The sequence below is a fragment of the Rhodobacter sp. P1_C2 genome (assembly GCF_056406375.1).
The window spans coordinates 83535-106120 of the sequence record NZ_JBFUAG010000016.1; the positions used below are offsets into that span (position 1 = coordinate 83535).

At 66.7% G+C, this 22586-nt stretch carries 26 protein-coding genes; 9 read left to right on the forward strand and 17 right to left on the reverse strand.

Going from position 1 to position 22586, the window contains the following annotated elements:
- Positions 1-39 precede the first annotated feature (39 nt).
- The 3 genes from pheT to AC1DZT_RS22115 form a co-directional block, all read right to left on the reverse strand.
- Positions 40-2448 (reverse strand): phenylalanine--tRNA ligase subunit beta, encoded by a 2409-nt coding sequence (gene pheT, locus AC1DZT_RS22105; RefSeq protein WP_478008817.1) that lies wholly within the window; start codon positions 2446-2448, stop codon positions 40-42.
- A 451-nt stretch (positions 2449-2899) separates the two neighbouring features.
- A complete protein-coding gene (gene pheS / locus AC1DZT_RS22110) occupies positions 2900-3982 on the reverse strand; it encodes a phenylalanine--tRNA ligase subunit alpha (RefSeq protein WP_478008818.1) in 1083 nt (360 codons plus the stop codon).
- Positions 3983-4010: 28 nt separating this feature from the next.
- Positions 4011-4952, reverse strand: a complete 942-nt coding sequence (locus AC1DZT_RS22115) for a LysR family transcriptional regulator (protein WP_478008819.1) — start codon at positions 4950-4952, stop codon at positions 4011-4013.
- 97 nt (positions 4953-5049) lie between these two features.
- Between AC1DZT_RS22115 and AC1DZT_RS22120 the strand changes: the two genes are divergently transcribed.
- The 3 genes from AC1DZT_RS22120 (at position 5050) to AC1DZT_RS22130 (ending at position 7768) form a co-directional block, all read left to right on the forward strand.
- On the forward strand, positions 5050-5922 hold the full coding sequence (locus AC1DZT_RS22120) for an aldo/keto reductase family oxidoreductase (RefSeq protein WP_478008820.1): 873 nt from the start codon (positions 5050-5052) through the stop codon (positions 5920-5922).
- A 191-nt stretch (positions 5923-6113) separates the two neighbouring features.
- Positions 6114-6566: a MarR family winged helix-turn-helix transcriptional regulator gene (locus tag AC1DZT_RS22125; protein WP_478008821.1), complete on the forward strand. Its 453-nt coding sequence runs from the start codon at positions 6114-6116 to the stop codon at positions 6564-6566.
- A complete protein-coding gene (locus AC1DZT_RS22130) occupies positions 6563-7768 on the forward strand; it encodes a multidrug effflux MFS transporter (RefSeq protein ID WP_478008822.1) in 1206 nt (401 codons plus the stop codon). The genes AC1DZT_RS22125 and AC1DZT_RS22130 overlap by 4 nt, the downstream gene beginning before the upstream one ends.
- An 86-nt stretch (positions 7769-7854) precedes the next feature.
- Here the strand turns inward: AC1DZT_RS22130 and rplT are convergent, their stop codons facing one another.
- From rplT to pyk, 4 genes are all read right to left on the reverse strand, one after another.
- Positions 7855-8226, reverse strand: a complete 372-nt coding sequence (gene rplT / locus AC1DZT_RS22135) for a 50S ribosomal protein L20 (RefSeq protein WP_477999678.1) — start codon at positions 8224-8226, stop codon at positions 7855-7857.
- 11 nt (positions 8227-8237) lie between these two features.
- Complete coding sequence (rpmI, locus tag AC1DZT_RS22140) at positions 8238-8438, reverse strand: 50S ribosomal protein L35 (RefSeq protein ID WP_478008823.1); 201 nt, start codon at positions 8436-8438, stop codon at positions 8238-8240.
- 164 nt (positions 8439-8602) lie between these two features.
- Positions 8603-8827 (reverse strand): hypothetical protein, encoded by a 225-nt coding sequence (locus AC1DZT_RS22145; RefSeq protein ID WP_478008824.1) that lies wholly within the window; start codon positions 8825-8827, stop codon positions 8603-8605.
- A 40-nt stretch (positions 8828-8867) separates the two neighbouring features.
- Positions 8868-10313 carry a pyruvate kinase gene (pyk, locus tag AC1DZT_RS22150; protein WP_478008825.1) on the reverse strand — a complete coding sequence of 482 codons (1446 nt, stop codon included), beginning with the start codon at positions 10311-10313 and terminating at the stop codon, positions 8868-8870.
- Between the two features lie 236 nt (positions 10314-10549).
- Here pyk and AC1DZT_RS22155 point away from each other — a divergent pair, with 236 nt between their 5' ends.
- Entirely contained in the window at positions 10550-11296 is a 747-nt protein-coding gene (locus tag AC1DZT_RS22155; RefSeq protein WP_478008826.1) for an N-formylglutamate amidohydrolase, read from the forward strand.
- 20 nt (positions 11297-11316) lie between these two features.
- Positions 11317-11637 carry a DUF1244 domain-containing protein gene (locus AC1DZT_RS22160; RefSeq protein ID WP_478008847.1) on the forward strand — a complete coding sequence of 107 codons (321 nt, stop codon included), beginning with the start codon at positions 11317-11319 and terminating at the stop codon, positions 11635-11637.
- A gap of 124 nt (positions 11638-11761) precedes the next feature.
- On the opposite strand, the gene AC1DZT_RS22165 is transcribed toward AC1DZT_RS22160, so the two are convergent.
- Positions 11762-12142, reverse strand: coding sequence for a winged helix-turn-helix transcriptional regulator (locus tag AC1DZT_RS22165; RefSeq protein ID WP_478008827.1), 381 nt, complete (start codon positions 12140-12142; stop codon positions 11762-11764).
- A gap of 108 nt (positions 12143-12250) precedes the next feature.
- Here AC1DZT_RS22165 and AC1DZT_RS22170 point away from each other — a divergent pair, with 108 nt between their 5' ends.
- Entirely contained in the window at positions 12251-12994 is a 744-nt protein-coding gene (locus tag AC1DZT_RS22170; protein WP_478008828.1) for an SDR family oxidoreductase, read from the forward strand.
- A 75-nt stretch (positions 12995-13069) separates the two neighbouring features.
- Here the strand turns inward: AC1DZT_RS22170 and AC1DZT_RS22175 are convergent, their stop codons facing one another.
- From AC1DZT_RS22175 to dgcA, 3 genes are all read right to left on the reverse strand, one after another.
- Positions 13070-13486, reverse strand: coding sequence for a hypothetical protein (locus AC1DZT_RS22175; protein ID WP_478008829.1), 417 nt, complete (start codon positions 13484-13486; stop codon positions 13070-13072).
- Between the two features lie 216 nt (positions 13487-13702).
- Positions 13703-14563 carry a D-amino-acid transaminase gene (locus AC1DZT_RS22180; RefSeq protein WP_478008830.1) on the reverse strand — a complete coding sequence of 287 codons (861 nt, stop codon included), beginning with the start codon at positions 14561-14563 and terminating at the stop codon, positions 13703-13705.
- 3 nt (positions 14564-14566) lie between these two features.
- Positions 14567-15529: an N-acetyl-D-Glu racemase DgcA gene (gene dgcA, locus AC1DZT_RS22185; RefSeq protein ID WP_478008831.1), complete on the reverse strand. Its 963-nt coding sequence runs from the start codon at positions 15527-15529 to the stop codon at positions 14567-14569.
- 180 nt (positions 15530-15709) lie between these two features.
- On the opposite strand from dgcA, the gene AC1DZT_RS22190 reads away from it, so the two are divergent.
- A complete protein-coding gene (locus AC1DZT_RS22190; RefSeq protein WP_478008832.1) occupies positions 15710-16669 on the forward strand; it encodes an L-malyl-CoA/beta-methylmalyl-CoA lyase in 960 nt (319 codons plus the stop codon).
- Between the two features lie 288 nt (positions 16670-16957).
- Positions 16958-17917: an acetyl-CoA carboxylase carboxyltransferase subunit alpha gene (locus AC1DZT_RS22195; RefSeq protein ID WP_478008833.1), complete on the forward strand. Its 960-nt coding sequence runs from the start codon at positions 16958-16960 to the stop codon at positions 17915-17917.
- A gap of 155 nt (positions 17918-18072) precedes the next feature.
- Here AC1DZT_RS22195 and AC1DZT_RS22200 read toward each other — a convergent pair whose 3' ends face one another.
- Positions 18073-18531 carry a DUF4437 domain-containing protein gene (locus tag AC1DZT_RS22200; RefSeq protein ID WP_478008834.1) on the reverse strand — a complete coding sequence of 153 codons (459 nt, stop codon included), beginning with the start codon at positions 18529-18531 and terminating at the stop codon, positions 18073-18075.
- A gap of 127 nt (positions 18532-18658) precedes the next feature.
- Between AC1DZT_RS22200 and AC1DZT_RS22205 the strand changes: the two genes are divergently transcribed.
- Positions 18659-19246 (forward strand): CGNR zinc finger domain-containing protein, encoded by a 588-nt coding sequence (locus tag AC1DZT_RS22205; protein ID WP_478008835.1) that lies wholly within the window; start codon positions 18659-18661, stop codon positions 19244-19246.
- A gap of 19 nt (positions 19247-19265) precedes the next feature.
- Here the strand turns inward: AC1DZT_RS22205 and AC1DZT_RS22210 are convergent, their stop codons facing one another.
- From AC1DZT_RS22210 to AC1DZT_RS22230, 5 genes are read right to left on the reverse strand one after another with little or no spacing between them, the layout of a single operon-like run.
- The gene (locus AC1DZT_RS22210; protein WP_478008836.1) at positions 19266-19871 is read right to left on the reverse strand and encodes an MSMEG_1061 family FMN-dependent PPOX-type flavoprotein; all 606 of its coding nucleotides are present in this window, start codon (positions 19869-19871) and stop codon (positions 19266-19268) included.
- 1 nt (position 19872) lies between these two features.
- Positions 19873-20220, reverse strand: a complete 348-nt coding sequence (locus tag AC1DZT_RS22215) for a TfoX/Sxy family protein (protein ID WP_478008837.1) — start codon at positions 20218-20220, stop codon at positions 19873-19875.
- The gene (locus AC1DZT_RS22220; protein ID WP_478008838.1) at positions 20220-20948 is read right to left on the reverse strand and encodes a lysophospholipid acyltransferase family protein; all 729 of its coding nucleotides are present in this window, start codon (positions 20946-20948) and stop codon (positions 20220-20222) included. The genes AC1DZT_RS22215 and AC1DZT_RS22220 overlap by 1 nt, the downstream gene beginning before the upstream one ends.
- 9 nt (positions 20949-20957) lie before the next feature.
- Complete coding sequence (locus AC1DZT_RS22225; RefSeq protein WP_478008839.1) at positions 20958-21845, reverse strand: cell division protein FtsX; 888 nt, start codon at positions 21843-21845, stop codon at positions 20958-20960.
- Complete coding sequence (locus tag AC1DZT_RS22230) at positions 21842-22513, reverse strand: cell division ATP-binding protein FtsE (RefSeq protein WP_477999660.1); 672 nt, start codon at positions 22511-22513, stop codon at positions 21842-21844. Before AC1DZT_RS22230 ends, AC1DZT_RS22225 begins: the two co-directional genes overlap by 4 nt.
- Positions 22514-22586: the final 73 nt, after the last annotated feature.

Consider the following 22586-nt stretch of genomic DNA (forward strand, 5'->3'; position numbering starts at 1 on the left):
TTGGGCAGGAAAGCGGCGCCGGGACGCCGCCTTCTGGGCTTAGCGGCGCAGGGTGCCGCCGGTGGCCTTGGTGACCTTGTCTACGATCTTCGCTGAGACCGCCTCGATTTCGGCATCGGTCAGGGTCTTGTCGCGCGGTTGCAGGCGGACGGTGAGGGCGATGCTTTTCTTGCCGGCGCCCATCTGCGCCTCGGCCTTGTCGCCGGTGAACTGGTCGAAGACCTTTACGCTGTCGATCAGGCCCTTCTCGGCCCCCATCGCGGCGTTGACGGCAGTCAGGGCCTCGACCTTGCTATCTACCACGAAGGCGAAATCGCGGTCGACGGCTTGCAGGTCCGACAGGGCCAGCGCGGGGCGGGTCGGGGTCTTGACCTTGGGCGCGGGCACGGCGGCCACGGCGATCGTATAGGCCACGGCCGGGCCCTTGACCCCCATGGCGGAGAGCACGCGGGGGTGCACCTCGCCGAAGGTCGCCAGCACATTCGGCCCGAGGCCGATCGCGCCGGAGCGGCCGGGGTGCCACCAGCCCGCCACCTTGCGGCTGATCTGCACCCGCGTAGGCGCGCCGAGGGCGGCCAGAACCGCCTCGGCATCGGCCTTGGCGTCGAACACATCCACCGGACGGCGCGAGCCAAAGGGGTCGCGCGGCGCCACCGCACCGACCAGGAGGCCCGAGGCCAGAAGCTGCTGCTCGCCCGGTTCGCCGCCCGAGAAGGCGGGGCCGACCTCGAACAGCGCCAGATCGGCGAAGCCGCGCGCCTGGTTGCGCGCCGCCGCCCGCAGGAGGCCCGGCAAGAGGTCGGGGCGCAGATGGGTCATCTCCGACGAGATCGGGTTTTCGATCCGCACCGCATCGGACCCGCCGCCGAAGAGGCCCGCGGCCTCGGCGTCGATGAAGCTGTAGGTGACGCATTCGTTGTAGCCGAGCGCCGCCATGGTCCGCCGCGCGGTGCGCTCGCGCACCTGCAGGGGCGTCAGGATCGGGCGCGGCACGCCGGTGTTGACGCGGGGCAGGGGGCGGCCCTGCAGCTTGGTCAAGGAGGCGATGCGGGCGACCTCTTCCACCAGATCGGCCTCGCCCAGCACATCGGGGCGCCAGGTCGGCGGGGTGGCCATATTGCCGTTCAGCACGAAGCCGAGGGCCTCCAGCGTCTGGCGCTGGGTCTCTTCGGGGATCTCCATGCCCACAAGGCTGACCAGACGCGCCGGGTCCAGCTTGTAGGCGCGGGTCACGTCGAGGGGGGCGCCGTCCTGCACCACTTCCGAGGCCTCGCCGCCGCAGAGGTCGAGGATCATCTGCGTCGCAAGCTCCAGCCCGTCGAGCGTGAAGGCGGGATCGACGCCGCGTTCAAAGCGGTAACGCGCATCCGAGTTGATCTTCAGCGCGCGGCCGGTCGAGGCGATGGTGATCGGGTCCCAATAGGCGCTTTCCAGAAAGACATCGGTGGTGGCCTCCGAACAGCCGGAAACCTCGCCACCCATGATCCCCGCCAGCGATTCCACCCCCGCCGCATCGGAAATCGCCATCATCCCGGGGCGCAGGGTGTAGGTCTTGCCATCCAGTGCGAGGAACTCTTCGCCGCCCGCAGCCGGATGCACGATCAGATCACCCTTGACCTTGCCCGCATCGAAGACGTGCAGGGGGCGGTTGAGGCCGAAGGTGAAGTAATTGGTGATATCGACCAGGGCTGAGATCGGCCGCAGCCCGATCGCCTTCAGCCGCTGTTGCAGCCAGTCGGGCGAGGCGCCATTCCTGACGCCACGGATGGTGCGACCGGCGAAATGCGGGCAGCCCTTGACCTTCAGGGCCGCGTCGATCTTCACACCGATGGGCGAGGCGAAGCTGCTTGCCACCGGGGTCACGACCAGCGGTTTCAGCACGCCCAGACCGCGCGCGGCCAGATCGCGCGCCACGCCGCGCACGCCAAGCGCATCGGGGCGGTTGGGGGTGATCTTGATCTCGATCATCGGATCGACGGTGCCGGGGCGGTTCACCGCCAGCCAGTCGACGAACTTCTGGCCGACCTCGCCCGAGGGCAGCTCGATGATGCCATTGTGTTCGTCCGACAGCTCCAGCTCGCGTTCGGAGGCCATCATGCCTTGGCTTTCCACACCGCGGATCTTGCCGACGCCAAGGGTCACGTCGATGCCGGGCACATAATCGCCCGGCTTGCAGAGGACCACCGTGATGCCTTCGCGGGCATTGGGGGCGCCGCAGACGATCTGCTTTTCGCCCTCATCCGTCAGCACCCGGCAGACGCGCAGCTTGTCGGCATCGGGGTGCTTTTCGGCGTGGAGGATCTTGGCCAGCGTGAAGGGCGCCAGCCGGGCGCCCGGGTTCACCACCTCTTCGACCTCCAGTCCAAGATCGGTCAGCGCCTCGGTGATCTCGTCCACCGAAGCCGTGGTGTCGAGATGGTCCTTGAGCCAGGACAGGGTGAATTTCATGGCAATCCCCAGGTCAGTTGCAACATTCCGGATATCCGGGATCGGGCGGGTCGGCAGTCAGTGAGAGCGGTCGCGCAGGGACTTACCGCAAAGCCGGGCCAAGGGGAAGCGGTCCCACCGAATGCCGCCTCGCGATCCCGTTCTGCCGCAGCCCCGGCAGGACCTTCTGGCACGGCGTTGCGGAATCGGAAACGGCTTGTCGCCGCAATTGCCTTGTTTTAAACATAATTGATCGGTGAATCTGTGCTAGATTGTGGCAATGCATGATTTATTGTCCATACCCGCTGACCTTCCCCGCCGCCACCCGGCAAGGCTGGCGTTGATCATGGGCCTGACTGTTCTTGTGTGCCTGATGCAAGGTCGCATCTGAACCCAACCACCGGAACCGGTAAAGGCTCTGGTGGTTGGGCGAACCCTTCTTAAATCGCTGCCGTCCGAAGGTTTTTGGGGATCAGCGGCTGAGGCCGCCGGGCAGGTCCGGCATGTCGAGCGCCGCGAAACCGTAATGCCGCAGCCAGCGCAGGTCGCTTTCGAAGAAGGCGCGCAGGTCGGGGATGCCGTATTTCAGCATGGCGATCCGGTCGATGCCCATGCCGAAGGCAAAGCCCTGCCATTGCGTCGGGTCCACGCCCGCCGCGGTCAGCACCTTGGGATGGACCATGCCGGAGCCGAGGATCTCCAGCCAGCTGTCGCCCTCGCCGATCTTCAGCTGACCGTCTTTCCACGAACAGCGGATATCGACCTCGGCCGAAGGCTCGGTGAAGGGGAAGTGGCTGGCGCGGAAGCGCAGTTCCACCGAGGGCACCTCGAAGAAGGCGCGGCAGAATTCCTCCAGCGTCCATTTCAGGTTCGCCATCGAGATGTTGCGGTCGATCGCGAGGCCCTCGACCTGGTGGAACATCGGCGCATGGGTCTGGTCCATGTCCATCCGGTAGACGCGGCCCGGCGCGATGACGCGGATCGGCGCGCCCTGGGCGGCCATGGCGCGGATCTGCACCGGCGAGGTATGGGTGCGCAGCACATGCGGCGGGCGCGTGTCGCCCTCGGCGCGGGCCATGAAGAAAGTGTCATGCTCCTGCCGGGCGGGGTGTTCCGGCGGGATGTTCAGGGCGTCGAAGTTATACCAGTCGCTTTCGACCTGCGGCCCCTCGGCCACGGCAAAGCCCATGTCGCCGAAGATCGCGGTCAGTTCTTCCATCACCTGGGAGACCGGGTGAATCGTGCCCTGCGGGCGCGGGCGGCCGGGCAGGGTGACATCCAGCCATTCCGAGCGCAGACGCTCGTCCAGCGCCGCATCGGCCAGACCGGACTTGCGGGCGCGCAGGGCGGCGTCGATCTCGTCCTTCAGGAGGTTCAGGTTGGCGCCGGCGGCCTTGCGCTCCTCGGGCGCCATCTTGCCCAGCGAGGACATCAGCGCCGAAATCTCGCCCTTCTTGCCAAGGGCGGCCAGCCGCACCTCTTCCAGCGCGGATTCGTCCGACGCCGCCGCCACAGCGGTCAGATACTTGGCCTTCAGCGTGTCGAGCCCGTCCATATGCGCCTCCTACAGATGCGCGACGGTGCTAACCGGATGGCGCGCGGGATGCAAGTGGAGCAGCGGCCCAGGGGCGTGCGGTGCTGATGTAGTCGATGAAGGCGCGCAGCGGTGCGGGCAGGTGGCGGCGCCCGGGGTAGTAGAGGAATGGGCCCGAGAAGCTGGGCCACCAGTCCTCCAGCACCGGTTCCAGCGCGCCGCTGGCAAAATAGGGGCGCAGCCAGTCCTCGAAGAGGGTGATGATGCCGGAGCCTGCCAGCGCCGCCTCCACCGCCAGATCGACCGCCCCGCCAAGGCGCACGACGAGGGGGCCGGTGGGTTCGATCTGCAGGGCCTCGCCGTCCTTCACGAACTCCCAGGCCGGCGAGGTGCCGCTGGCGAAGCGGCCGCGCAGACAGGCGTGGGACAGCAGGTCGCGCGGATGCTGCGGACGGCCGCGGCGGTCCAGATAGGCGGGCGCGGCCGCGGTGGCAAAGCGCTGCAGGCGCGGGCCGATCGGGACGGCGATCATGTCCTGTTCCAGACGCTCCTCATAGCGGATGCCCGCATCGCAGCCCTCGGCCAGGATGTCGACAAAGCCGTCCTCGGCGATGACATCCAGCGTGATGTCGGGATAGGCGGCCAGAAAGCCCGGCACCAGCCGCGGCAGAACCAGCCTTGCGGCGGCCACGGGCACGTTCAGCCGCAGGGTCCCGGTCGGGCTGGTGCGAAAGCTGTTGACCACGTCCAGCGCCGCCGTCACCTCGGTCAGGGCCGGGGCGAGGCGTTCCAGCAGGCGGCTTCCGGCCTCGGTCAGGGCGATGCTGCGGGTGGTGCGGTTCAGCAGGCGGACGCCGAGCCCGGCCTCCAGCCGCCGCACCGCCTCGGAGAGGCTCGACGCGCTGCGCCCCACCGCCCGCGCCCCGGTGCGAAAGCCTCCGGCGCGCGCCACCGCCACGAAGGCGTTCAGGTCGGCAAGATCGGCGGTCATTGTGCGCCCCTCCGCACGGGTTGTGCTGATTACCCCAGCTTATCACACAGTGCCGAGAGGTCTAGATCAGGGGCCAAGCGGAAACAGGAGAGATGACATGACGGATATTGGCAAAGCTGGCAGCTTCACCCTCGGTGCGACCCCGGTCCGGCGGATGGGCTATGGCGCGATGCAACTGGCCGGCCCCGGGGTCTTCGGCCCGCCCAAGGACCCTGCGGCGGCGCTGGCCGTCCTGCGCGCGGCGGTGGCGCAGGGGGTCGATCACATTGACACCAGCGACTTCTACGGCCCCCACGTCACCAACCGGCTGATCCGCGAGGCGCTGCATCCCTATGACGGCGTGACTTTGGTCACCAAGATCGGCGCGGTGCGCGGTGCGGACGGGTCGTGGAACCGCGCCTTTGCCCCCGATCAGCTGGTCGCCGCCGTCCATGACAACCTGCGCAACCTGGGGGTCGAGGTGATCGACGTGGTCAACCTGCGCCTGATGTTCGACATCCACGGCCCCGCAGAAGGCGCGATCGAGCCGCAGATGACCGCGCTCGCCGAATTGCAGCGCCAGGGCCTGATCCGCCACATCGGGCTCAGCAATGCCACCGCGGCCCAGATTGCCGAGGGCCGCCGGATTGCCGAGGTGGTCTGCGTGCAGAACCAGTACAACCTCGTCCACCGCGGCGACGATGCGCTGATCGACGCGCTGGCGGCAGAGGGCATCGCCTATGTGCCCTTCTTCCCGCTGGGCGGCTTCTCGCCCCTGCAATCGGCGATCCTGACCGAGGTGGCGGCGGGGCTTGGCGCGACGCCGATGCAGGTGGCGCTGGCCTGGCTGTTACAGCGCGCGCCGAACATCCTGCTGATCCCGGGCACGTCTTCGGTGGCGCACCTGCACGAGAACCTCGCCGCCGCCGAACTGACCCTGCCGCCGGAGGCCGTGGCCGCGCTGGACGGGATTGGCGCCGCAACCCACTGAATGACCGGAAGCCGAAGAAAAGCCCCGCCGCAAGGTGGGGCTTTTTCCTTTGGCGCGGGGGCGGGCGCCCTCCGGCAGGGCGAGCCATGATGCCCGGGGAAGGCCGCTATGCAACGGCCCGGATCGCTTGTCAGCGTGGTATGGTTTACATATCAATGGTTGCAGTCCAAACAATCATGGCCGGAACCCGGATGCCCGCAGACAAGACACGCGAAAATATCGGCCGCCTGATCCAGCATGTCTCGCGCAACTGGCGGCGGGCGGTGAACCTTGGCCTCGCCCCCGTCGGGCTGACCGAGGCGACCTGGCTGCCGCTTCTCTATCTTAACAGGGTCGGCCCGGTCCGGCAGGTCGATCTGGCGGAGTATCTGGGCCTCGACCGCTCCTCCGTCGTGCGGCTGGTCGATGCCCTGACCGCACAGGGCCTTGTGCTGCGCGAGGATGACCCGCAGGACCGCAGGGTGCGCTGGGTCGTGCTGACCCCCGCCGCGGCCGGCGTGGTGGGTGCTGCGCAAAAGGCCGCGGCCGAGGTGCGCGGCACGGCCCTGTCCGGCATATCCCCCGAGGATCTTGCCACCACCGAACGGGTTCTGGGCCAGATCCTCGCCCGCCTGCCCGCATCAACCGAAAGCCTCCCCGCATGACCGCCACCGATTTCGACACCACCGGCAAGCCCGAAAGCCAAAGGCCGCGCGTGCCGGTCTGGGTCCTCGGCGCGCTGACGCTGACCGGCTCGCTCGCCATGCATATCTTCGTGCCCGCCTTGCCGGGGGCCGCGACCGAATTTGCCGCCTCGATGCCGCGGATGGAAATGACGATCAGCGTCTACATCCTTGGCATGGCGATCGGGCAGTTGCTCTATGGCCCGCTCAGCGACCATTTCGGGCGCCGCCCGGTGCTGCTGGTGGCCTTGAGCCTTTACTGCCTCGCCGGGATCGCCGCTTATCTGGCGCCGAGCCTTGACCTCTTGATCGCGGCGCGGCTGTTTCAGGCCCTGGGCGGCTGCGCCGGGCTGGTGCTGGGCCGGGCGATCCTGCGCGACACGTCGAACCCGGAAGAGATCGCGAGCCGCCTTGCCGTGCTGACGATGATCATGGTGGTCGGCCCCTCGCTCGCCCCGATGATCGGCGGTTTCGTGGTGCAATTCGCCGGCTGGCGGATGATCTTCCCGCTGCTTCTGGCGATCGGGGTGGCCAATCTGGCCAGCGTCCTCCTCCTGATCCCCGAGACGAGGCCCGAAGCCGCCGCCCATTCCACCTTCACCGAGGGCATCAAGGCCCTCATGGGGCGCGGCGCCTATCGCTGGCTGGTGCTGGGCGGGGCCTGTGCCACGACCTCGATGTACGGCGTGATCACGGCGGCGCCCTTCATCTTCGAGAAGGACCTGCACCGTCCGGCGCATGAGGTCGGGCCCTGGCTCGCGCTCGTGGTGCTGGCGGTGGCGCTGGGGAATTTCCTCATCAAGCTGACCGTGGGCAAGGTGCCCTTGCCCCGGCTCTTGAAGATGGCGAACTGGCTGACGCTGGGATCGGGGCTGGCCCTGCTGGCCATCGTGCTTTGGGTGCCGCTTTCGGCCCCGGTCTTCATGGCGCCGGTCTTCTTCTTTTGCCTCGCCACCGGGGTGACCAGCCCGATTGCGACCTCGCAGGCGATGAACATCCTGCCGGAATATGCCGGGGCGGCCTCGGGGCTTTACGGCTTTGTCCAGATGCTGGTGGCAGCCCTTTGCACCACGGCGGTGGGGCTGGGGCCGGACCCGGCGCTGGCGGCGGCCCTGGTGACGGCGGGGGTGGGCGGCATGGCGATGCTGGCCTTCCGACTGGCCGCGCGGGCGCAGAAGGCTTAGCGCGGGGCAGGGGACTGAACCGCAGCACCCGGACATGAAAAAACCCCGCCACTGGCGGGGTTTTCTCTATTGCGGTGCCGGAAGGCTCAGGCCGCGGCGGGCAGAGCGGCCTTGGCTTGGGCGGCGATGGCGTTGAACGCCTCGGGCTCATGCACGGCCAGGTCGGCCAGGACCTTGCGGTCGACGGTGATGCCGGCCTTGGCCAGACCATCGATCAGACGCGAGTAGGTGAAGGCCGGATCGTACAGACGCACGGCGGCGTTGATACGGGCGATCCACAGGGCGCGGAACTGACGCTTGCGGGCCTTGCGGTCGCGGGTGGCGTATTGCTGCGCCTTGTCGACGGCCTGGGTCGCGGTCTTGAAATTCGTGGAGCGGGCGGCGTAGTAGCCAGCCGCCTTGGCGATCACCTTGCGGTGGCGGGCGTGGGTGACGACGCCGGATTTGACGCGGGACATGTGATCTCTCCTTAGCGGTTATACGGCATGTACTTTTTGACGATGTTCTCGTCCGAAGCACACAGGATCATCGTCCCGGCGCTGTTGCGGACAAACTTCGCCGTGCGCTTGATCATGCCGTGGCGCTTGCCGGCATTGCCGGCTTTCACATGGCCGTTGGCTGTGAAGCTGAAACGCTTCTTGGCCGCCGACTTGGTCTTCATCTTGGGCATTTCCATCTCCGTGGTTGCAGGCACGACTCGGCATGCCACGTGGGCCGGCCGTGCGGGGGTAGTCTGAGGGCTGGCGTATAGGGGCAGGGCGGGGGGGACGCAAGGGGCATTGCGGCGGCGAAAGGCGCTGGCGGCACTTTAAGCGCCCGGCTGGGCCGACGCCGCTACTTCAGAAGCCGCCCGATCACCCGCATGAAGAGATCGGGCATCTCGGCAAAGGAATAGCCGCGCCCGTGCTGGGTCAGGGCCACGGCGATCAGGACCCCGCCGAGCAGCACCAGAAGCGACCCGGTGCGCGGAACCGAGCCATCGACCCAGGACGCAAGCAAAGTGGGCACCGCCAGCACGATTGCGACGATGCCCACCACAAGTATCAGATCCGTATCCATGAATACCCCGAAGAAAACTCCGGCAATCGCCTGTCAGCGATTATTCAGGATCGACCCGCGAAATCAACCTTTCATCGCAGGGCGCCACGCGCAGGACGTTGGTTGTGCCTTTCACGTTGAAGGGCACCCCGGCGGTCAGCACGATGGTATCCTCGACCTCGGCAAAGCCTTCGCCACGGGCGGCGCGGATGGCGGCGATGACGGCCCCCTTCAGACGCTCCTGCGGTTCGGTGATGACGCAATGCGCGCCCCAGGTCAGCGCCATGCGGCGCGCGGTCGACATGAGGGGCGTGAGCGCGATGATCGGCACCCGCGGCCGTTCCCGCGCCACCAGCGCCGCCGTGGTCCCGGTCAGGCTGAAGCAGGCGATGGCCTTGATGTTGGTCGCTTCGGCGATCTCGCGCGAAGCGGCCACGATGCCATCGGCGATGGTCTCGCGCCGGACGGTGCGGCTCGATTCGATGACCTGACGGTAGGTCGGGTCCTTTTCGACCGAGATGGCGACGTTGTTCATCGTGGCCACGGCTTCCAGCGGGTATTTGCCGGCCGCGGATTCCGCCGAAAGCATCACCGCATCGGCGCCCTCGTAGATGGCGGTGGCAACGTCGGAGACTTCGGCCCGGGTCGGGACCGGCGATTCGATCATCGATTCCAGCATCTGGGTCGCCACGATCACCGGCTTGGCCGCGGCGCGGGCGCCCCGGATCAGGCGTTTCTGGATCGGCGGCACCGAATAGACCGGCAGTTCGACGCCAAGGTCGCCGCGGGCGACCATGATGCCGTCCGAGACCTGCAGGATCGCATCATAGGCCTTCACGGCGGCGGGCTTTTCGATCTTGGCCATGATGGCGGCGCGGCCCCGGGCGAGGCCACGCGCCTCGATCACATCCTCGGGGCGCTGCACGAAGGAGAGGGCGAGCCAGTCGACCCCGAGCTCGCAGGCAAATTCCAGATCGACGCGGTCCTTTTCGGACAGGGCCGCCATCGGCAGAACCACGTCGGGCACGTTCACGCCCTTGCGGTTGGAGATGGTGCCGCCCACGGTCACCGTGCAATTGGCAAAGTCCTTGCCGCAGTCATCGACGCGGACGGCGATCTTGCCATCATTGACCAGAAGCGAGGCGCCGGGTTCCAGCGCCGCAAAAATCTCCGGATGGGGAAGCTGCACGCGGTGGACGTCGCCGGGGGCCGCCGAAAGGTCCATGCGGAACTTGGCGCCTTCGACCAGATCCTCGTGCCCGTTGGCAAAGGTGCCGACGCGCAGTTTCGGGCCCTGAAGGTCGGCCAGGATGCAGATCGGGCGACCAACGTCGGCTTCGACCTTGCGGATGATGACGTGCCGCGCGCGGATGTCGTCATGGGTGCCATGGCTCATGTTCAGACGGAACACATCGGCCCCAGTCTCGAACAAAGCGCGGATGGTGGCGTAGTCGCTGGAAGCCGGGCCCAGTGTGGCCACGATCTTCACGTTACGGAGGCGTCTCATGCCTGATCCTTTTCGTCGTGTTCCGGTGTTGCGGTGGGCCGGGGGTCTTATCGCGCAATTAGCCCGTGGGGGCAACTGGCCGGATCGTAACCAAACCGAGAGGCGTGAAGATTAGGCAAAGATCGGATGAAGAATTGCTGAAATAGCGGGCAGGACCGCAAATTTCTGCTGTTTGGCGCAGCAAAGATTCCCATTCCCGGTGGGTTTCGCTAAGAGCGGGGGCAAGGAACCCTGACATGACCCAATTTGAGACGCCCCCCTTCAACATCACCGGCGCAGAGCGTCCCGGCCGCTGGCTGGTGACCTGCGACCATGCCTCCAACCGCGTGCCGCAGGATGTGGCGGGCGGCGACCTTGGCATTTCCTCCGCCGACATGGGCCGCCATATCGCCTGGGATGTCGGTGCGCGCGGCGTGGCCCTGGCCCTGGGCGAGGCGCTGGACAGCCCGGTCATCTGCTCGGATTTCAGCCGTTTGGTGATCGACGCCAACCGGGGCGAGGAGGACCCGACCCTCGTCATGCAGCTTTATGACGGCACGATCATTCCGGCCAATGCCGGGGTGAGTGCGGCGGAGGTCGAGCGCCGGCTCGCCACCCTGCACCGGCCCTATCACGCGGCGCTGGAGGATCTTGCGGCGCGGCGCGCGGACACGATCATCCTTGCCATCCATTCCTTCACCCCCTGCCTGCGCGGGCGGGCGGCGCGGCCCTGGCATGTCGGCGTCCTTTACTCCCACCTCGACCCGCGCTTCTCGCGGCCCCTGATCGCGGCGCTGCAGGCCGAGCCCGACCTCTGCATCGGCGACAACGAGCCCTATGACGGCCATCTGCCCGGCGATTCGATCGACCTGCACGCCTTGCAAAAGGGCCGCCACAACACCTTGATCGAGGTGAGGAACGACCTCATCTCTGATCCAGAGGGGCAAAGGGCCTGGGGGCTGCGTCTGGCTCCGGTCCTGACCCGGGCATGGGAGGCCTTGTGATGAAAGAGGGCGTGATGCAACTGGATGACCAGACCCGCGAAAAGCTGGAGGCCGCGGCCTTCCGCGCGCTGATGCACCATCTTCTGGAAAAGCGTCCCGATGTGCAGAACATCGACCTGATGAACCTGGCGGGGTTCTGCCGCAACTGCCTGAGCCGCTGGTACAACGAGGCGGCGACGGCAGAAGGCATCGCCCTGACCAAGGAAGAGGCCCGCGAGATCGTCTATGGCATGCCCTATGCGGACTGGGTGAAGCAGAACCAGACGGCGGCGGATGCGGAAAAGCAGGCGGCCTTCGCGGTGGCTTTTGCCGAAAATGTCGGGGGCGAGCCTTCGAAGTAGAGGGGCTTGCAGCCGGCGGAGGTGTCGGGGGGACCAGTCCCCCCGAGCCCCCCAGCCAGTGGGGCTTTCCGCCCCTCTGGACTTCCCCGAGGATATTTTTTTCTGGATGAAGCGGGTTTCTGCGTCAGGGTTTGGCGTCGAAGCGCTGTCTGGCGGCGTCGATCCTCGCGAGGTTCGCTTCGGCCCAGTGCCAGACGCCGCAAAAGGCCTCGCCCAGGCTGAGGCCGAGATCGGTCAGCCTGTAATCGACGCGGGGCGGGATCACCGGGTGGATGGTGCGGATCACGAGGCCGTCCCGCTCCATCGCGCGCAGGGTCTGGGTCAGCATCTTCTGGCTGATGCCGGGCACCAGGCGGCCGAGTGCGGTGAAGCGGGTCTCGCCCTCTTCGGCCAGCACCTCCAGCACGATCATCGTCCATTTGTCGGCCACCCGCCCGATCAGTTCGGCGACCAGCGCCTCGACCCGCGGGTTGACCGGGGTTCCGTCCGGAGCGGTCACAGACATGTCGGTTTCCTTTCGGTAACTACAGATATTTCGGGTGCCTACTTACCACGGGTAAGTGACTTGGTCTATCACCGCGGCAGAGCTGGGCAAGACGTGAAAGGACATCCCATGAAAATGACAGGCAATACGGTTCTGGTGACCGGCGGCGGTTCGGGCATCGGGCGCGCTTTGGCCGAGGCGCTGCTGGCCCAGGGCAACAGGGTGATCATCGCCGGGCGGCGCGAGGCCCTGCTGGCCGAGGTGAGCCGCGCCAATCCGGGCATGGCTTACGCCGTGCTGGATGTGGAGGACGGTGCCTCGATCCCGGGCTTTGCCGCGCGGGTTCTGGCCGCGCATCCCGACCTCAACGTGCTGATCAACAATGCCGGGATCATGCAGGCCGAAGATCTGCTGGCCGAGCCCTTTGACCTGACCACCGCCGAGGCGACGATCGCGATCAACCTTCTGGGGCCAATCCGGCTGACGGCGGCTTTCCTGCCGCATCTGAAGGCGCAGGGGGCGGCAGCGGTGATGAATGTGACCTCGGGCCTCGCCTTCGTGCCCCTGGCCGCGACGCCGACCTATTCGGCGACCAAGGCGGCGCTGCATTCCTGGACCCAGTCGCTGCGCCATCAGCTGCGTGCGACCTCCGTCGAGGTGATCGAGCTGGCACCGCCCGCCGTTGGCACCGACCTGATGCCGGGCAGCCGCGCCAACCCCCATGCGCTGAAGCTGGAGGATTACATCGCCGAGGTCATGCAGCTTCTGGCCGCGGGCGGGCCGGAGATTCTGGTCCAGGCCGTGCTGCGGCTGCGCAATGCCGAGGCCAACGGCAGTTTCCCAACGGTGTTTGCGGCGCTGAACCCGGCGTGAGGAAAGGGGCGGGAAGGGTCTGGGGCCTTTCCCGCCCTGTTCAGTGGAAGGGGGGCGGGGGGGAGCTTGGAGCCCTTAGCCGCCGTTTAAGTCGAGCGAATTTCGCAGGAACTTATAGACCCCGTTCGTCTTAACGAGTCTGTCTCCAGAGATTTCGGATTGCTTGAAACAACGCGTCTCGATCCAATCCTGCTCTAGAAAATGGCCGGCAGCGGTTGCCCGTGAACATTGGCCGCCCGGTAGAAGATATGTAATGTAGATCGTATCGTTAGGCACTTCCGCGCCATCCCAGCAGGAGCGGGCCGCAAATTTTTGGATTGCCAGATCGGGTATCTCGTATTCACTCGACAGGCAAACACCCACCCAGTCAGCTTTTAAATCAAACGGTATATCTTCTCCGGCCAACTGCGTGACCACGGGCGTAAACATGGTGCCCCTGACCAGCATCAGCGTGCCAAGCCCCACGGTCAGCAGAAGCAATCCTTTCAGCAAAGCTCACCTGTTCCAGAGAACAACAGACCTAGCTAGACCCGTGCCGCAGTCAGCGTCAATGTTGACCAAACTTCAACCGAACGGCGACCGAAAGCCTTAAGCAAGTTGCTCGGGCCAAGGTCCGCTTCGTCCACATCGCACGCGCTGCCAATGGGGCATCCCGCCCGACCCCGCCAAATGCACGGGATCGGGTGGGTTCCTGTGCGGGCTTTCGCCTCAGACCGCCGCCTTGCGCATCTCGTCGAGATAGATTTCGCGCAGGCGGGCCACCACGGCGCCCGGCTTGCCGGTGCCGACCGCTGCGCCGTCGATTTCCACCACGGGCATCACGAAAGCGGAGGCCGAGGTGATGAAGGCCTCATCGGCCGTCTGCGCCTCGGCAATCGTGAAGGCGCGTTCTTCGACTTCCATCTGCGCCTCGGACGCAAAGCGCAGCACGGCGGCGCGGGTGATGCCGTGCAGGATGTCGGAGGAGAGGGCGCGGGTCACGATCCGGTTGCCCTTGACGATATAGGCGTTGTTCGAGGTGCCCTCGGTCACCGCGCCATCCTCGACGAACCAGCAGTCGTCGACATGGGCCTTCTTGGCCATCATCTTGGCCATCGACGGGTAGAGGAGCTGCACCGTCTTGATGTCGCGGCGACCCCAGCGGATGTCGGGGACGCCGATCACCTTCATGCCGACCTTGGCAGCGGGGTTCTCGGCGAGACCAGGCTTGGATTGGGTGAACATGACCACGGTCGGGGCGACCTCCGGCCCGGGGAAGGCGAAGTCGCGGTCGCCGGGATTGCCGCGGGTGACCTGCAGATAGACCATGCCGTCGACGACCGCATTCTTGGCCACGATCTCGCGGAAGAGGGCGAGCCATTCGGCGTCGGTATGGGGATTGGTCATCTCCAGCTCGGACAGGCTGCGGGCGAGGCGGATGCAGTGACCTTCGAAGTCGATCAGCTTGGCCCCCAGAACCGAGGTCACCTCATAGACGCCATCGGCCATCAGGAAGCCGCGGTCGAAGACCGAAACCTTGGCTTCGGCTTCCGGAACGAAGTCGCCATTCACATAGACAATGCGGGTCATGCTCTATCCCCAAAGGGCCTTTTCAGGCGGATGCACCCCGGCGCCGTCATAGTGCAAAGGGGTGTCGCGGTCTTGAGACAGAAGGAGCGGGCCGTCAAGATCCGAATAGGCCGCGCCCTGCGCCAGTAGAACCCCCGGCGCCATGGCGAGCGAGGAGCCGACCATGCAGCCGACCATCAGGCCCAGACCAAGGCGCTGCGCCTCGGCCCTGGCGCGCAGGCCCTCGGTCAACCCGCCGGTCTTGTCGAGCTTCAGGTTCACGAGGTCATACTTGCCCTTGAGGCCGGCAAGGCTCGCCGCGTCATGGGCCGATTCGTCGGCGCAGACGGGCAGGGGGCGGGCGATTTCGGCCAGCATGTCATCGGCGCCGGCGGGCAGGGGTTGTTCGACCATGGCGACGCCGAGGCGCAGCAGGTGCGGGGCGAGGTCGGTATAGACCTCTGGCGTCCAGCCCTCGTTCGCATCGACGATCAGGCGGGCGGCGGGGGCACCCTGGCGGACGGCCTCGAGCCGCGGCATGTCGTCGGGGGTGCCGAGCTTGATCTTCAGAAGCGGGCGGTGGGCGTTCTGGGCTGCCTGAGTGCGCATGTCCGCGGGCGTGTCGAGCGAGAGGGTGAAGGCGATCGGTACGGGCGCGGGTTCGGCGAGGTCCGCTAGCTGCCAGGCGCGGCGGCCCGCGGTCTTCGCCTCCAGATCCCAGAGGGCGCAATCGACGGCATTGCGGGCCGCGCCGGAGGGCAGGGCCGATTGCAGGTCCTGCCGCGTGATGTCGGGCGGCAGGGCGCGGATGGCGGCGCTGACCGATTCGAGGCTTTCGCCATAGCGGCCATAGGGCACGCATTCGCCCCAGCCCGTGACGCCGTTCCGGGTGATGCGGACGGTCAGGACATGGGCCTCGGTCTTGGAGCCGCGCGAGATGGTGAAGGTGCGGGCGATTTTGAACGTGTCGGGGGTAACGCTGATCATGGGAACCTCATCGCGACGATTTTTCTGCGAAAAATCCCGCAAAGGCGAGAGACGATTTTTCGGCGAAAAATCGGGGGTGGGGGCGGCGGAAATGCTGCGCCTGCAAAAGGTTCTTGCAAGTCGGTGCGCAACATTATAACTGCGTGTCATGCAATCTTGAAACTTCATTGCGAGGCCATCTTGTCCTTTCGTCTGCAACCCGCTCCCCCGGCCCGCCCGAACCGCTGCCAGTTGTTTGGACCGGGCTCGCGCCCGGCGCTGTTCGCCAAGATGGCGGCATCGGGGGCCGATGTCGTGAACCTCGACCTCGAGGATTCCGTCGCCCCCGCCGACAAGCCGCAGGCCCGCGCCAATATCATCGAGGCGATCTCGACCATCGATTGGGGCCGCAAGACGCTGTCGGTGCGGATCAACGCGCTGGACACGCCCTTCTGGTACAAGGATGTGGTGGACCTTCTGGAACAGGCGGGTGACCGGCTGGATCAGATCATGATCCCCAAGGTGGGTTGCGCCGAGGATATCTATGCCGTCGATGCCCTGGTGACCGCGATCGAACGCGCCAAGGGGCGCAAGAAGCCGATCAACTTCGAAGTCATCATCGAATCAGCCGCCGGTCTTTCCCATGTCGAGGCGATTGCCGCCGCCTCGCCGCGCATGGTGGCGATGAGCCTCGGGGCGGCGGATTTCGCCGCCTCGATGGGGATGCAGACCACCGGGATCGGCGGGACGCAGGAGAATTACTACATGCTGCACCAGGGCGCGCGGCATTGGTCGGACCCCTGGCACTGGGCGCAGACCGCCATCGTGGCCGCCTGCCGCACCCATGGCCTGCTGCCGGTCGACGGTCCTTTCGGCGATTTCAGCGACGACGAGGGTTTTCGCGCCCAGGCCCGCCGTTCGGCCACCCTGGGCATGGTGGGCAAATGGGCCATTCATCCCAAGCAGATAGCCCTTGCCAACGAGGTCTTCACCCCCTCCGACGCCCAGGTCGCCGAGGCGCGCGACATCCTCTCTGCCATGGCCGAGGCCAAGGCACGCGGCGAGGGGGCGACGGTCTACAAGGGGCGGCTTGTCGACATCGCCTCGATCCGCCAGGCCGAGGTCATCGTGGCCCAGGCGGAATTGATTGCCGCAGCGTAACAAGTGTTGACAGAACGCCCAGAAACCGGGCACTGATACCGTAACAGATCGGTTACCCTGCTGCCCTGGGAGAGGAGGCCCTCGGCAGCGTCATGGGGAGGAAGCGCGCTCTGCGGTCTTGCACCGCAGGGCGCGTTGTTATTTCCGGGGGGCTTTGGACGGCCGGAAACCGGGCGTCTGCCCCCGCCTCACGCAGGCGTTTCCCCGCCCTTCCGCCGCCCGAGTTGCATCTTGGGCGCGTCCCGGCCATATAGGGCCAAAGAACCTGCGGCCTTCTGGGAGTGTCCGATGAACTATCTGGAATTCGAAAAGCCCCTCGCCGAGATCGAAGGCAAGGCCGAGGAGCTGCGCGCCATGGGCCGTTCGAACCCGGCGACCGATGTTAGCAAGGAAGCCGAGGCGCTGGATCGCAAGGCGGACCAGATGCTCAAGGACCTCTACAAGGGTCTCAACGCCTGGCAGAAATGCCTCGTCGCCCGCCACCCGGACCGGCCGCATTGCCGCGACTATATCGACACGCTTTTCACCGAATATACCCCGCTCGCCGGTGACCGGAACTTTGCCGACGATCACGCGATCATGGGGGGCTTGGCCCGGATCAATGACCATGCGGTGGTCGTGATGGGGCAGGAGAAGGGGCATGATACCAAGACCCGGATCGAGCGGAACTTCGGCATGGCCCGGCCGGAGGGCTACCGCAAGGTGATCCGGCTGATGGAGATGGCGGACCGGTTCCGGCTGCCGGTCGTGATGATCGTTGATACTCCCGGGGCTTATCCCGGGAAAGGCGCGGAGGAGCGGGGGCAGGCGGAGGCGATTGCGCGGGCCACCGAGAAAAGCCTGCAGATCGGGGTTCCGGTGATCTCGGTCGTCGTGGGTGAGGGTGGTTCGGGTGGCGCGGTGGCCCTCGCCACGGCGAACAGGATCGCGATGCTGGAGCATTCGATCTACTCGGTGATTTCCCCGGAAGGCTGCGCTTCGATCCTGTGGAAGGATGCCGACAAGATGCGTGAGGCGGCTGAGGCTTTGCGGTTGACGGCGCAGGATTTGCAGAAACTGGGCGTGATCGACCGGATCGTGAAGGAGCCTCTGGGCGGGGCCCAGCGGGGCAAGAAAGAGACGATCGAGGCGGTGGGCAAGGCGATCGAGGCCATGCTCAAGGAATTGTCGGGCAAGAAGCCGGACTTCCTGATCAAGGACCGGCGCGAGAAGTTCCTGGATATGGGGACCAAGGGTCTGGCGGCGTGAAACGACCCCGGTTGCACGCGTGCAATCCGGCGTAAGTGTCTGATATAAAACAAATTTCCTTCGTGGCGTTCAGAAAGCGTTAACTTTCTTTCCGCCTCAGGCAAAAGCGGCGCCCCGGTCATGCGGGGCGCCGCTTTGCTTTGGCGCGGGGGCTTTTACTGCACCGGAATATAGTCGAACTTGCCGGGCTGGTAGAGGAAGAACAGGCAGTCTTCCTTCGACAGGCACTTGGTCACATGGGGCTCCTCGCCGCGCTGGAACCAGTAGGAGCCGACCGGCAGCGGCACGTCCGGCGCACCGGCCGGGCCGTTTTCGCCCACGCCATGGATCACGACGGCAAGGTAATCCTCGGTATGGGTGTGGACGGGGCTGACGAAGCCCGCCGGCATCTTGATGAAGGTGCCATGCATCCCCTTGGTCAGATCGCCGAAGGCGGGGCCGGCGAAAAGCTCGCCCGCTTCGGTTTTGATGCCGGTGCCGCCGAAGCCGATCTTGTCGGCGGGCAGGCTGATCGAGGCGCCGTGGTGCATGACCTCGGCAACGGCGGGCAGGGCGAAGGAGAGGGCGAGGCTGGCCGCGAGGGCAGCAAGGCGGGGCAGGCGCGAGACGGACATGGCGAGACCTTTCTGGGGCTGAGTGAAACCGATGTAACGGCAAAACATTGGTTACATATTGCGCCGGCACTGGTCAATACCATTTTTATCGGTTACAAACCCCTGACCAAAACCGGTGGAGAACAGGATGAGCGCCTCGGACCAGCAAGACTTTCGCGAGGGCGTGCCGTTTCTGGGCGGCAGCCTGTGGATCGACCTGTTGAACACCACGCCGGTCATCGACGGCCACGCACAGGATCTGCTGGCCGGGCCGGGGGCGGTGGCGCATTGGGCCGGTCTTGCCGGGCTGGACCTGCCCGCGGGCCGCGAGGCCGCGCCGGGGGTTCTGGCGCTGCGCGAGGCGCTGCGCCTGGCCTTCGAGGCGATGGCGGCGGGGCTTGCCGTGCCCGAAAGCCTGCGCCGGGCGGTCAATGCCCTTCTGGCGCAGGTGCAGGTCACGCTGGCTTTGGAGGAGGGCGACGCGGGCCTGACCCTCGTGCAGCGGGTGGCGGCGCCGACCGCTCCGGTGGCGGGGCAGGTGGCGCTGGACTTCGCCCGCTTTGCCGAAAGCTATGAACCCGCAAGGCTGAAACATTGCGCCAACCCTGCCTGCACCATGGTCTTTCACGACCATGGCAAGAACAACCGGCGGCGCTGGTGTTCGATGGCGGTCTGCGGCAACCGCGACAAGGTGGCAAGCTACCGCGCCAGAAAGCGCGGCGCGGCAGAGGCTTAGCGCCGGTCCTTAAACCGGTTTACCACCAGCCGAGATGGGCGCGGGTCGCACGCTCGCGGTCGTATTCGGCGCCGTCGATCGCATTCTCGGAGGCCTCCTGCAGCATGGTTCCGACCGAAGGCAGGCCCTGGCTCTGGTCGCCCTCGGTCCAGAAGGCCGAACGTTGCAGGGCGCGGGCGCATTGCGAATAGACCTCCTCCACCGCGATCACGATGACCGAGCGGGGGTTCTTGCCATCGCGTTCAAAGCTTTGGCAGAGGCTGGCATCGGCGGTCAGCCTTGCGCGGCCGTTGATGCGGATCGCGGTGGTCGAACCGGGGATCAGGAACATCAGGCTGACGCGGCCATCGCGCAGGATGTTGCGCAAGCTGTCGATCCGCTCGTTGCCCTTCCAGTCGGGCAGGGCGAGGGTGCGGGCGTCGAGCACGCGGACCACCGGGCCCTGATCGCCGCGGGGCGAGCCATCGGTGCCCTCGGGGCCGACCGAGGTCAGAACGCAGAAGCGGCTCCGCTCCACGAAGGCGCGGTAGCTGGGGGTCAGATGCGCCGTGACCTTGGCCAGCGCGGGTTTGGAGGGTGTGCCGTACAGGCTGTGGAGGTCGTCAAGCGAGGTGATCCAGTCCATGTCAGGCCTTTGGCTTGGGGGTCTTTGGTTTGGGCGTCTTGGGTTTTGGCTCGGGCAGGTCCGCCGCCACGGCACGCAGGGCGGCCATGGCCAGATCGGGATCGTCGAGCGCGCCTTCCAGGCAGATATGGTCCTTGGCGCCGGGATAGGGCGGGGCCATCTGCGGGTCGGGGATCAAGGCCAGCGCGCCGGGCGTGGGCTTGAGATAGAGGAGGTCATCGCAGACCAGCGCCACGACCTTGGCCCCGAGGTACAGCGCATATTCGCCGAACATCTTTCGGGTGCCGAGGCTCGGCAGGCCGGCGAAGGCATCGGTCAGATCGGCGATGGTTTCGGGGCGGGTGGCCATCAGGGGCGGAACCCGGCTTCGGCCATCAGGGCGTTGGAGGCGGTCTCGATCTCGGCCGTGATGGTGCGCATGAAGTCGCCGACCGGGCGGCCGGGGGCGATGGCGGGCAGGAACTCGATCACCGCGAGGCCGGGCTGGCGCAGGATGCCGCGCTTGGGCCAGAAGACCCCGACGTTGGTGGCGACCGGCACGCAGGTCTGGCCGAGCTGATCGTAGAGCAGCCCCGCGCCGACCTTGTAGGGCAGATCGACGCCGGGGGCGACGCGGGTGCCCTGCGGGTAGATCACCAGCTGGCCGGGGTGGGCGGCGCCGCGCAGCGCATCCTCCTTCAGCTTGGCGATGGCCGCGCCGCGCTTGCCGCGGTCAAGGGGGATGCAGCCGATGCGCAGGGCATATTGGCCGAGGATGGGCGTCCAGATCAGCTCGCGCTTCATGATGAATTTCGGGCGCGGCAGGAAGGCGCAGAGGAGGATGATGTCGAAGAAGCTTTGATGCTTGGCGACGATGAGGGTTTCGCCCTGCGGCACCTCGCCCCGGTATTCCGAGCGCAGGCCGACGAGGAGGCGGGCGGTGAAGCGGACCCAGTGGCAGAAGACATGGACCCCGGCGAAGGCGCCCTCGCGGCTGATCAGGGCGGGGATGGCGAAGGCCAGGGCGACGACGGCCATGGCCAGGTACATCTGGAGGATGAAGATCAGCGACAGAATCCAGCGGATCGGTGTGGGCATGGGGTCCTCTCAGGTCAATCCGCGCAGGGTGCGGAAGGCGGCGGTGCGGGTGGCGACGAAGGCCACCACGGCGGCGAGCGGCACCAGAAGCAGGGGCAGGAACCAGCCGAAGCCGGTGAAGCCGAGGCCGGTCAGAAAGCCGCCGGCGGCATCCTGGGCCGGCAGAAGGGCGATCCCGGCCATGCCGGCCAGGACGCCGGCCAGCGATCCGAAGGTGGCGCGCAGGGTGAAGCGGCGCACGAAGGCGCGGGCGATGTAGCTGTCGCGTGCGCCGACCAGCCGCAGCACCTTGATCACCTGGGCATTGGCGGCCAGCGCCGCCCCGGCCGCCAGGGTGATCATCGCGGCCATCGCCGCCCCGATCAGCCCGATGGCCAGCATGCCCAAGAGCCGCAAGCGGCTCGCCGCCTCGGCCATCGGCCGGCGCCAGCGCAGATGGTCGTCGAGCACGGCGCCCGGCGCCTCGGCCGACAGACGCTGGCGCAGGCCCTCGGCGTCGTAGCCGGCGCCGGTCTCCTTCACCTCGATCAGCTGGGGCAGGGGCAGGTCTTCCAGGGGAAGATCGGGGCCGAACCAGGGCTCCAGCAGCTTCTTGGCCTCCTCCGCCGTCAAGGCCCGGGCCGAGGCGATGCCGGGGGTGGTCTGCAGAAGGTCGATCACCGCCTTGGTCTGCAGGGCCAGCTGATCTTCCGGGGCCGAGATGCGCACCGTCGCCGTGCGGTCCAGCGCATCGGCCCAGCGGGTCGCCAGCCGGTCCGAGGCCAGCGACAGCGCCATGGCGAAGACCGCGAGAAAGGCCATCGCCCCGGCGGTGAAGGAGGTCAGCCGCGCCGAGGCGCCGGAGGGCGGCACCACGCGGTCATCCTGGGCACGGGTCGGGCGGCTAAACAGGCTCACAGATCCGCCCCCGCCAGCTGAATCCGCCGTTTGGAGATCCGCAAGACCCGCGCCGCGATCTGGCTTTTGGCCTGGCGGATGATGTTGAGGTCATGGGTCGCCACCAGGATCGTCTTGCCCATCCGGTTCAGCTCCACCAGCAGGGTCAGCAGGCGCAGCGACATCTCCCAGTCGAGGTTGCCGGTCGGCTCGTCGGCCAGGATCACATCCGGGCCGGTGATGATCGCCCGGGCCAGTGCGGCCCTTTGCCGCTCCCCCCCCGAGAGCGAGGGTGGCAGCGAGGCCGCCAGCGGGCCAAGCCCCACCCAGTTCAACAGGTCCGACAGATCGGCAGCCTGGGTCGGGCGCCCGGCCACGACCAGGGGCAGCGCCACATTGGCCGAGAGCGGCAGGTGATCGAGAAACTGGCAATCCTGGTGCACGACGCCGATCCGCCGCCGGGTCAGCGCCACGTCGTCACGGCTGAGGCCGCGCACCTCGCGGTCGAACAGGGTCACCCGGCCCGCGGTGGGCAGAAGCTCGGCATAACACAGCTTCATGAATGTCGATTTGCCCGAGCCGGAAGGCCCGGTCAGAAAATGAAACGACCCCGGTGCCAGCCGCAACGAGATCTCTGACAGCAGCTCTCCGCCGCCGTAGCTGTAGGCGGCATTTTCGAAAGCGATCAAACCCTGGGTCCGTTCCTGAAAAGTGCAGCCTTACCATCGCTGAACGGGGCACGGGTTTCAACGGCTCCCGTGC

What these genes read in the sequence shown, in the direction of transcription:
- pheT (WP_478008817.1), bottom strand. Translation starts at nt 2,448, where the DNA reads ATGAAATTCACCCTGTCCTGGCTCAAGGACCATCTCGACACCACGGCT.
- AC1DZT_RS22215 (WP_478008837.1), bottom strand. Translation starts at nt 20,220, where the DNA reads ATGGCCACCCGCCCCGAAACCATCGCCGATCTGACCGATGCCTTCGCC.
- AC1DZT_RS22210 (WP_478008836.1), bottom strand. Translation starts at nt 19,871, where the DNA reads ATGGACTGGATCACCTCGCTTGACGACCTCCACAGCCTGTACGGCACA.
- AC1DZT_RS22130 (WP_478008822.1), top strand. Translation starts at nt 6,563, where the DNA reads ATGACCGCCACCGATTTCGACACCACCGGCAAGCCCGAAAGCCAAAGG.
- pheS (WP_478008818.1), bottom strand. Translation starts at nt 3,982, where the DNA reads ATGGACGGGCTCGACACGCTGAAGGCCAAGTATCTGACCGCTGTGGCG.
- AC1DZT_RS22115 (WP_478008819.1), bottom strand. Translation starts at nt 4,952, where the DNA reads ATGACCGCCGATCTTGCCGACCTGAACGCCTTCGTGGCGGTGGCGCGC.
- AC1DZT_RS22200 (WP_478008834.1), bottom strand. Translation starts at nt 18,531, where the DNA reads ATGTCCGTCTCGCGCCTGCCCCGCCTTGCTGCCCTCGCGGCCAGCCTC.
- AC1DZT_RS22195 (WP_478008833.1), top strand. Translation starts at nt 16,958, where the DNA reads ATGAACTATCTGGAATTCGAAAAGCCCCTCGCCGAGATCGAAGGCAAG.
- pyk (WP_478008825.1), bottom strand. Translation starts at nt 10,313, where the DNA reads ATGAGACGCCTCCGTAACGTGAAGATCGTGGCCACACTGGGCCCGGCT.
- AC1DZT_RS22220 (WP_478008838.1), bottom strand. Translation starts at nt 20,948, where the DNA reads ATGCCCACACCGATCCGCTGGATTCTGTCGCTGATCTTCATCCTCCAG.
- rpmI (WP_478008823.1), bottom strand. Translation starts at nt 8,438, where the DNA reads ATGCCCAAGATGAAGACCAAGTCGGCGGCCAAGAAGCGTTTCAGCTTC.
- AC1DZT_RS22205 (WP_478008835.1), top strand. Translation starts at nt 18,659, where the DNA reads ATGAGCGCCTCGGACCAGCAAGACTTTCGCGAGGGCGTGCCGTTTCTG.
- AC1DZT_RS22165 (WP_478008827.1), bottom strand. Translation starts at nt 12,142, where the DNA reads ATGTCTGTGACCGCTCCGGACGGAACCCCGGTCAACCCGCGGGTCGAG.
- AC1DZT_RS22145 (WP_478008824.1), bottom strand. Translation starts at nt 8,827, where the DNA reads ATGGATACGGATCTGATACTTGTGGTGGGCATCGTCGCAATCGTGCTG.
- rplT (WP_477999678.1), bottom strand. Translation starts at nt 8,226, where the DNA reads ATGTCCCGCGTCAAATCCGGCGTCGTCACCCACGCCCGCCACCGCAAG.
- AC1DZT_RS22170 (WP_478008828.1), top strand. Translation starts at nt 12,251, where the DNA reads ATGAAAATGACAGGCAATACGGTTCTGGTGACCGGCGGCGGTTCGGGC.
- AC1DZT_RS22120 (WP_478008820.1), top strand. Translation starts at nt 5,050, where the DNA reads ATGACGGATATTGGCAAAGCTGGCAGCTTCACCCTCGGTGCGACCCCG.
- dgcA (WP_478008831.1), bottom strand. Translation starts at nt 15,529, where the DNA reads ATGATCAGCGTTACCCCCGACACGTTCAAAATCGCCCGCACCTTCACC.
- AC1DZT_RS22180 (WP_478008830.1), bottom strand. Translation starts at nt 14,563, where the DNA reads ATGACCCGCATTGTCTATGTGAATGGCGACTTCGTTCCGGAAGCCGAA.
- AC1DZT_RS22125 (WP_478008821.1), top strand. Translation starts at nt 6,114, where the DNA reads ATGCCCGCAGACAAGACACGCGAAAATATCGGCCGCCTGATCCAGCAT.
- AC1DZT_RS22155 (WP_478008826.1), top strand. Translation starts at nt 10,550, where the DNA reads ATGACCCAATTTGAGACGCCCCCCTTCAACATCACCGGCGCAGAGCGT.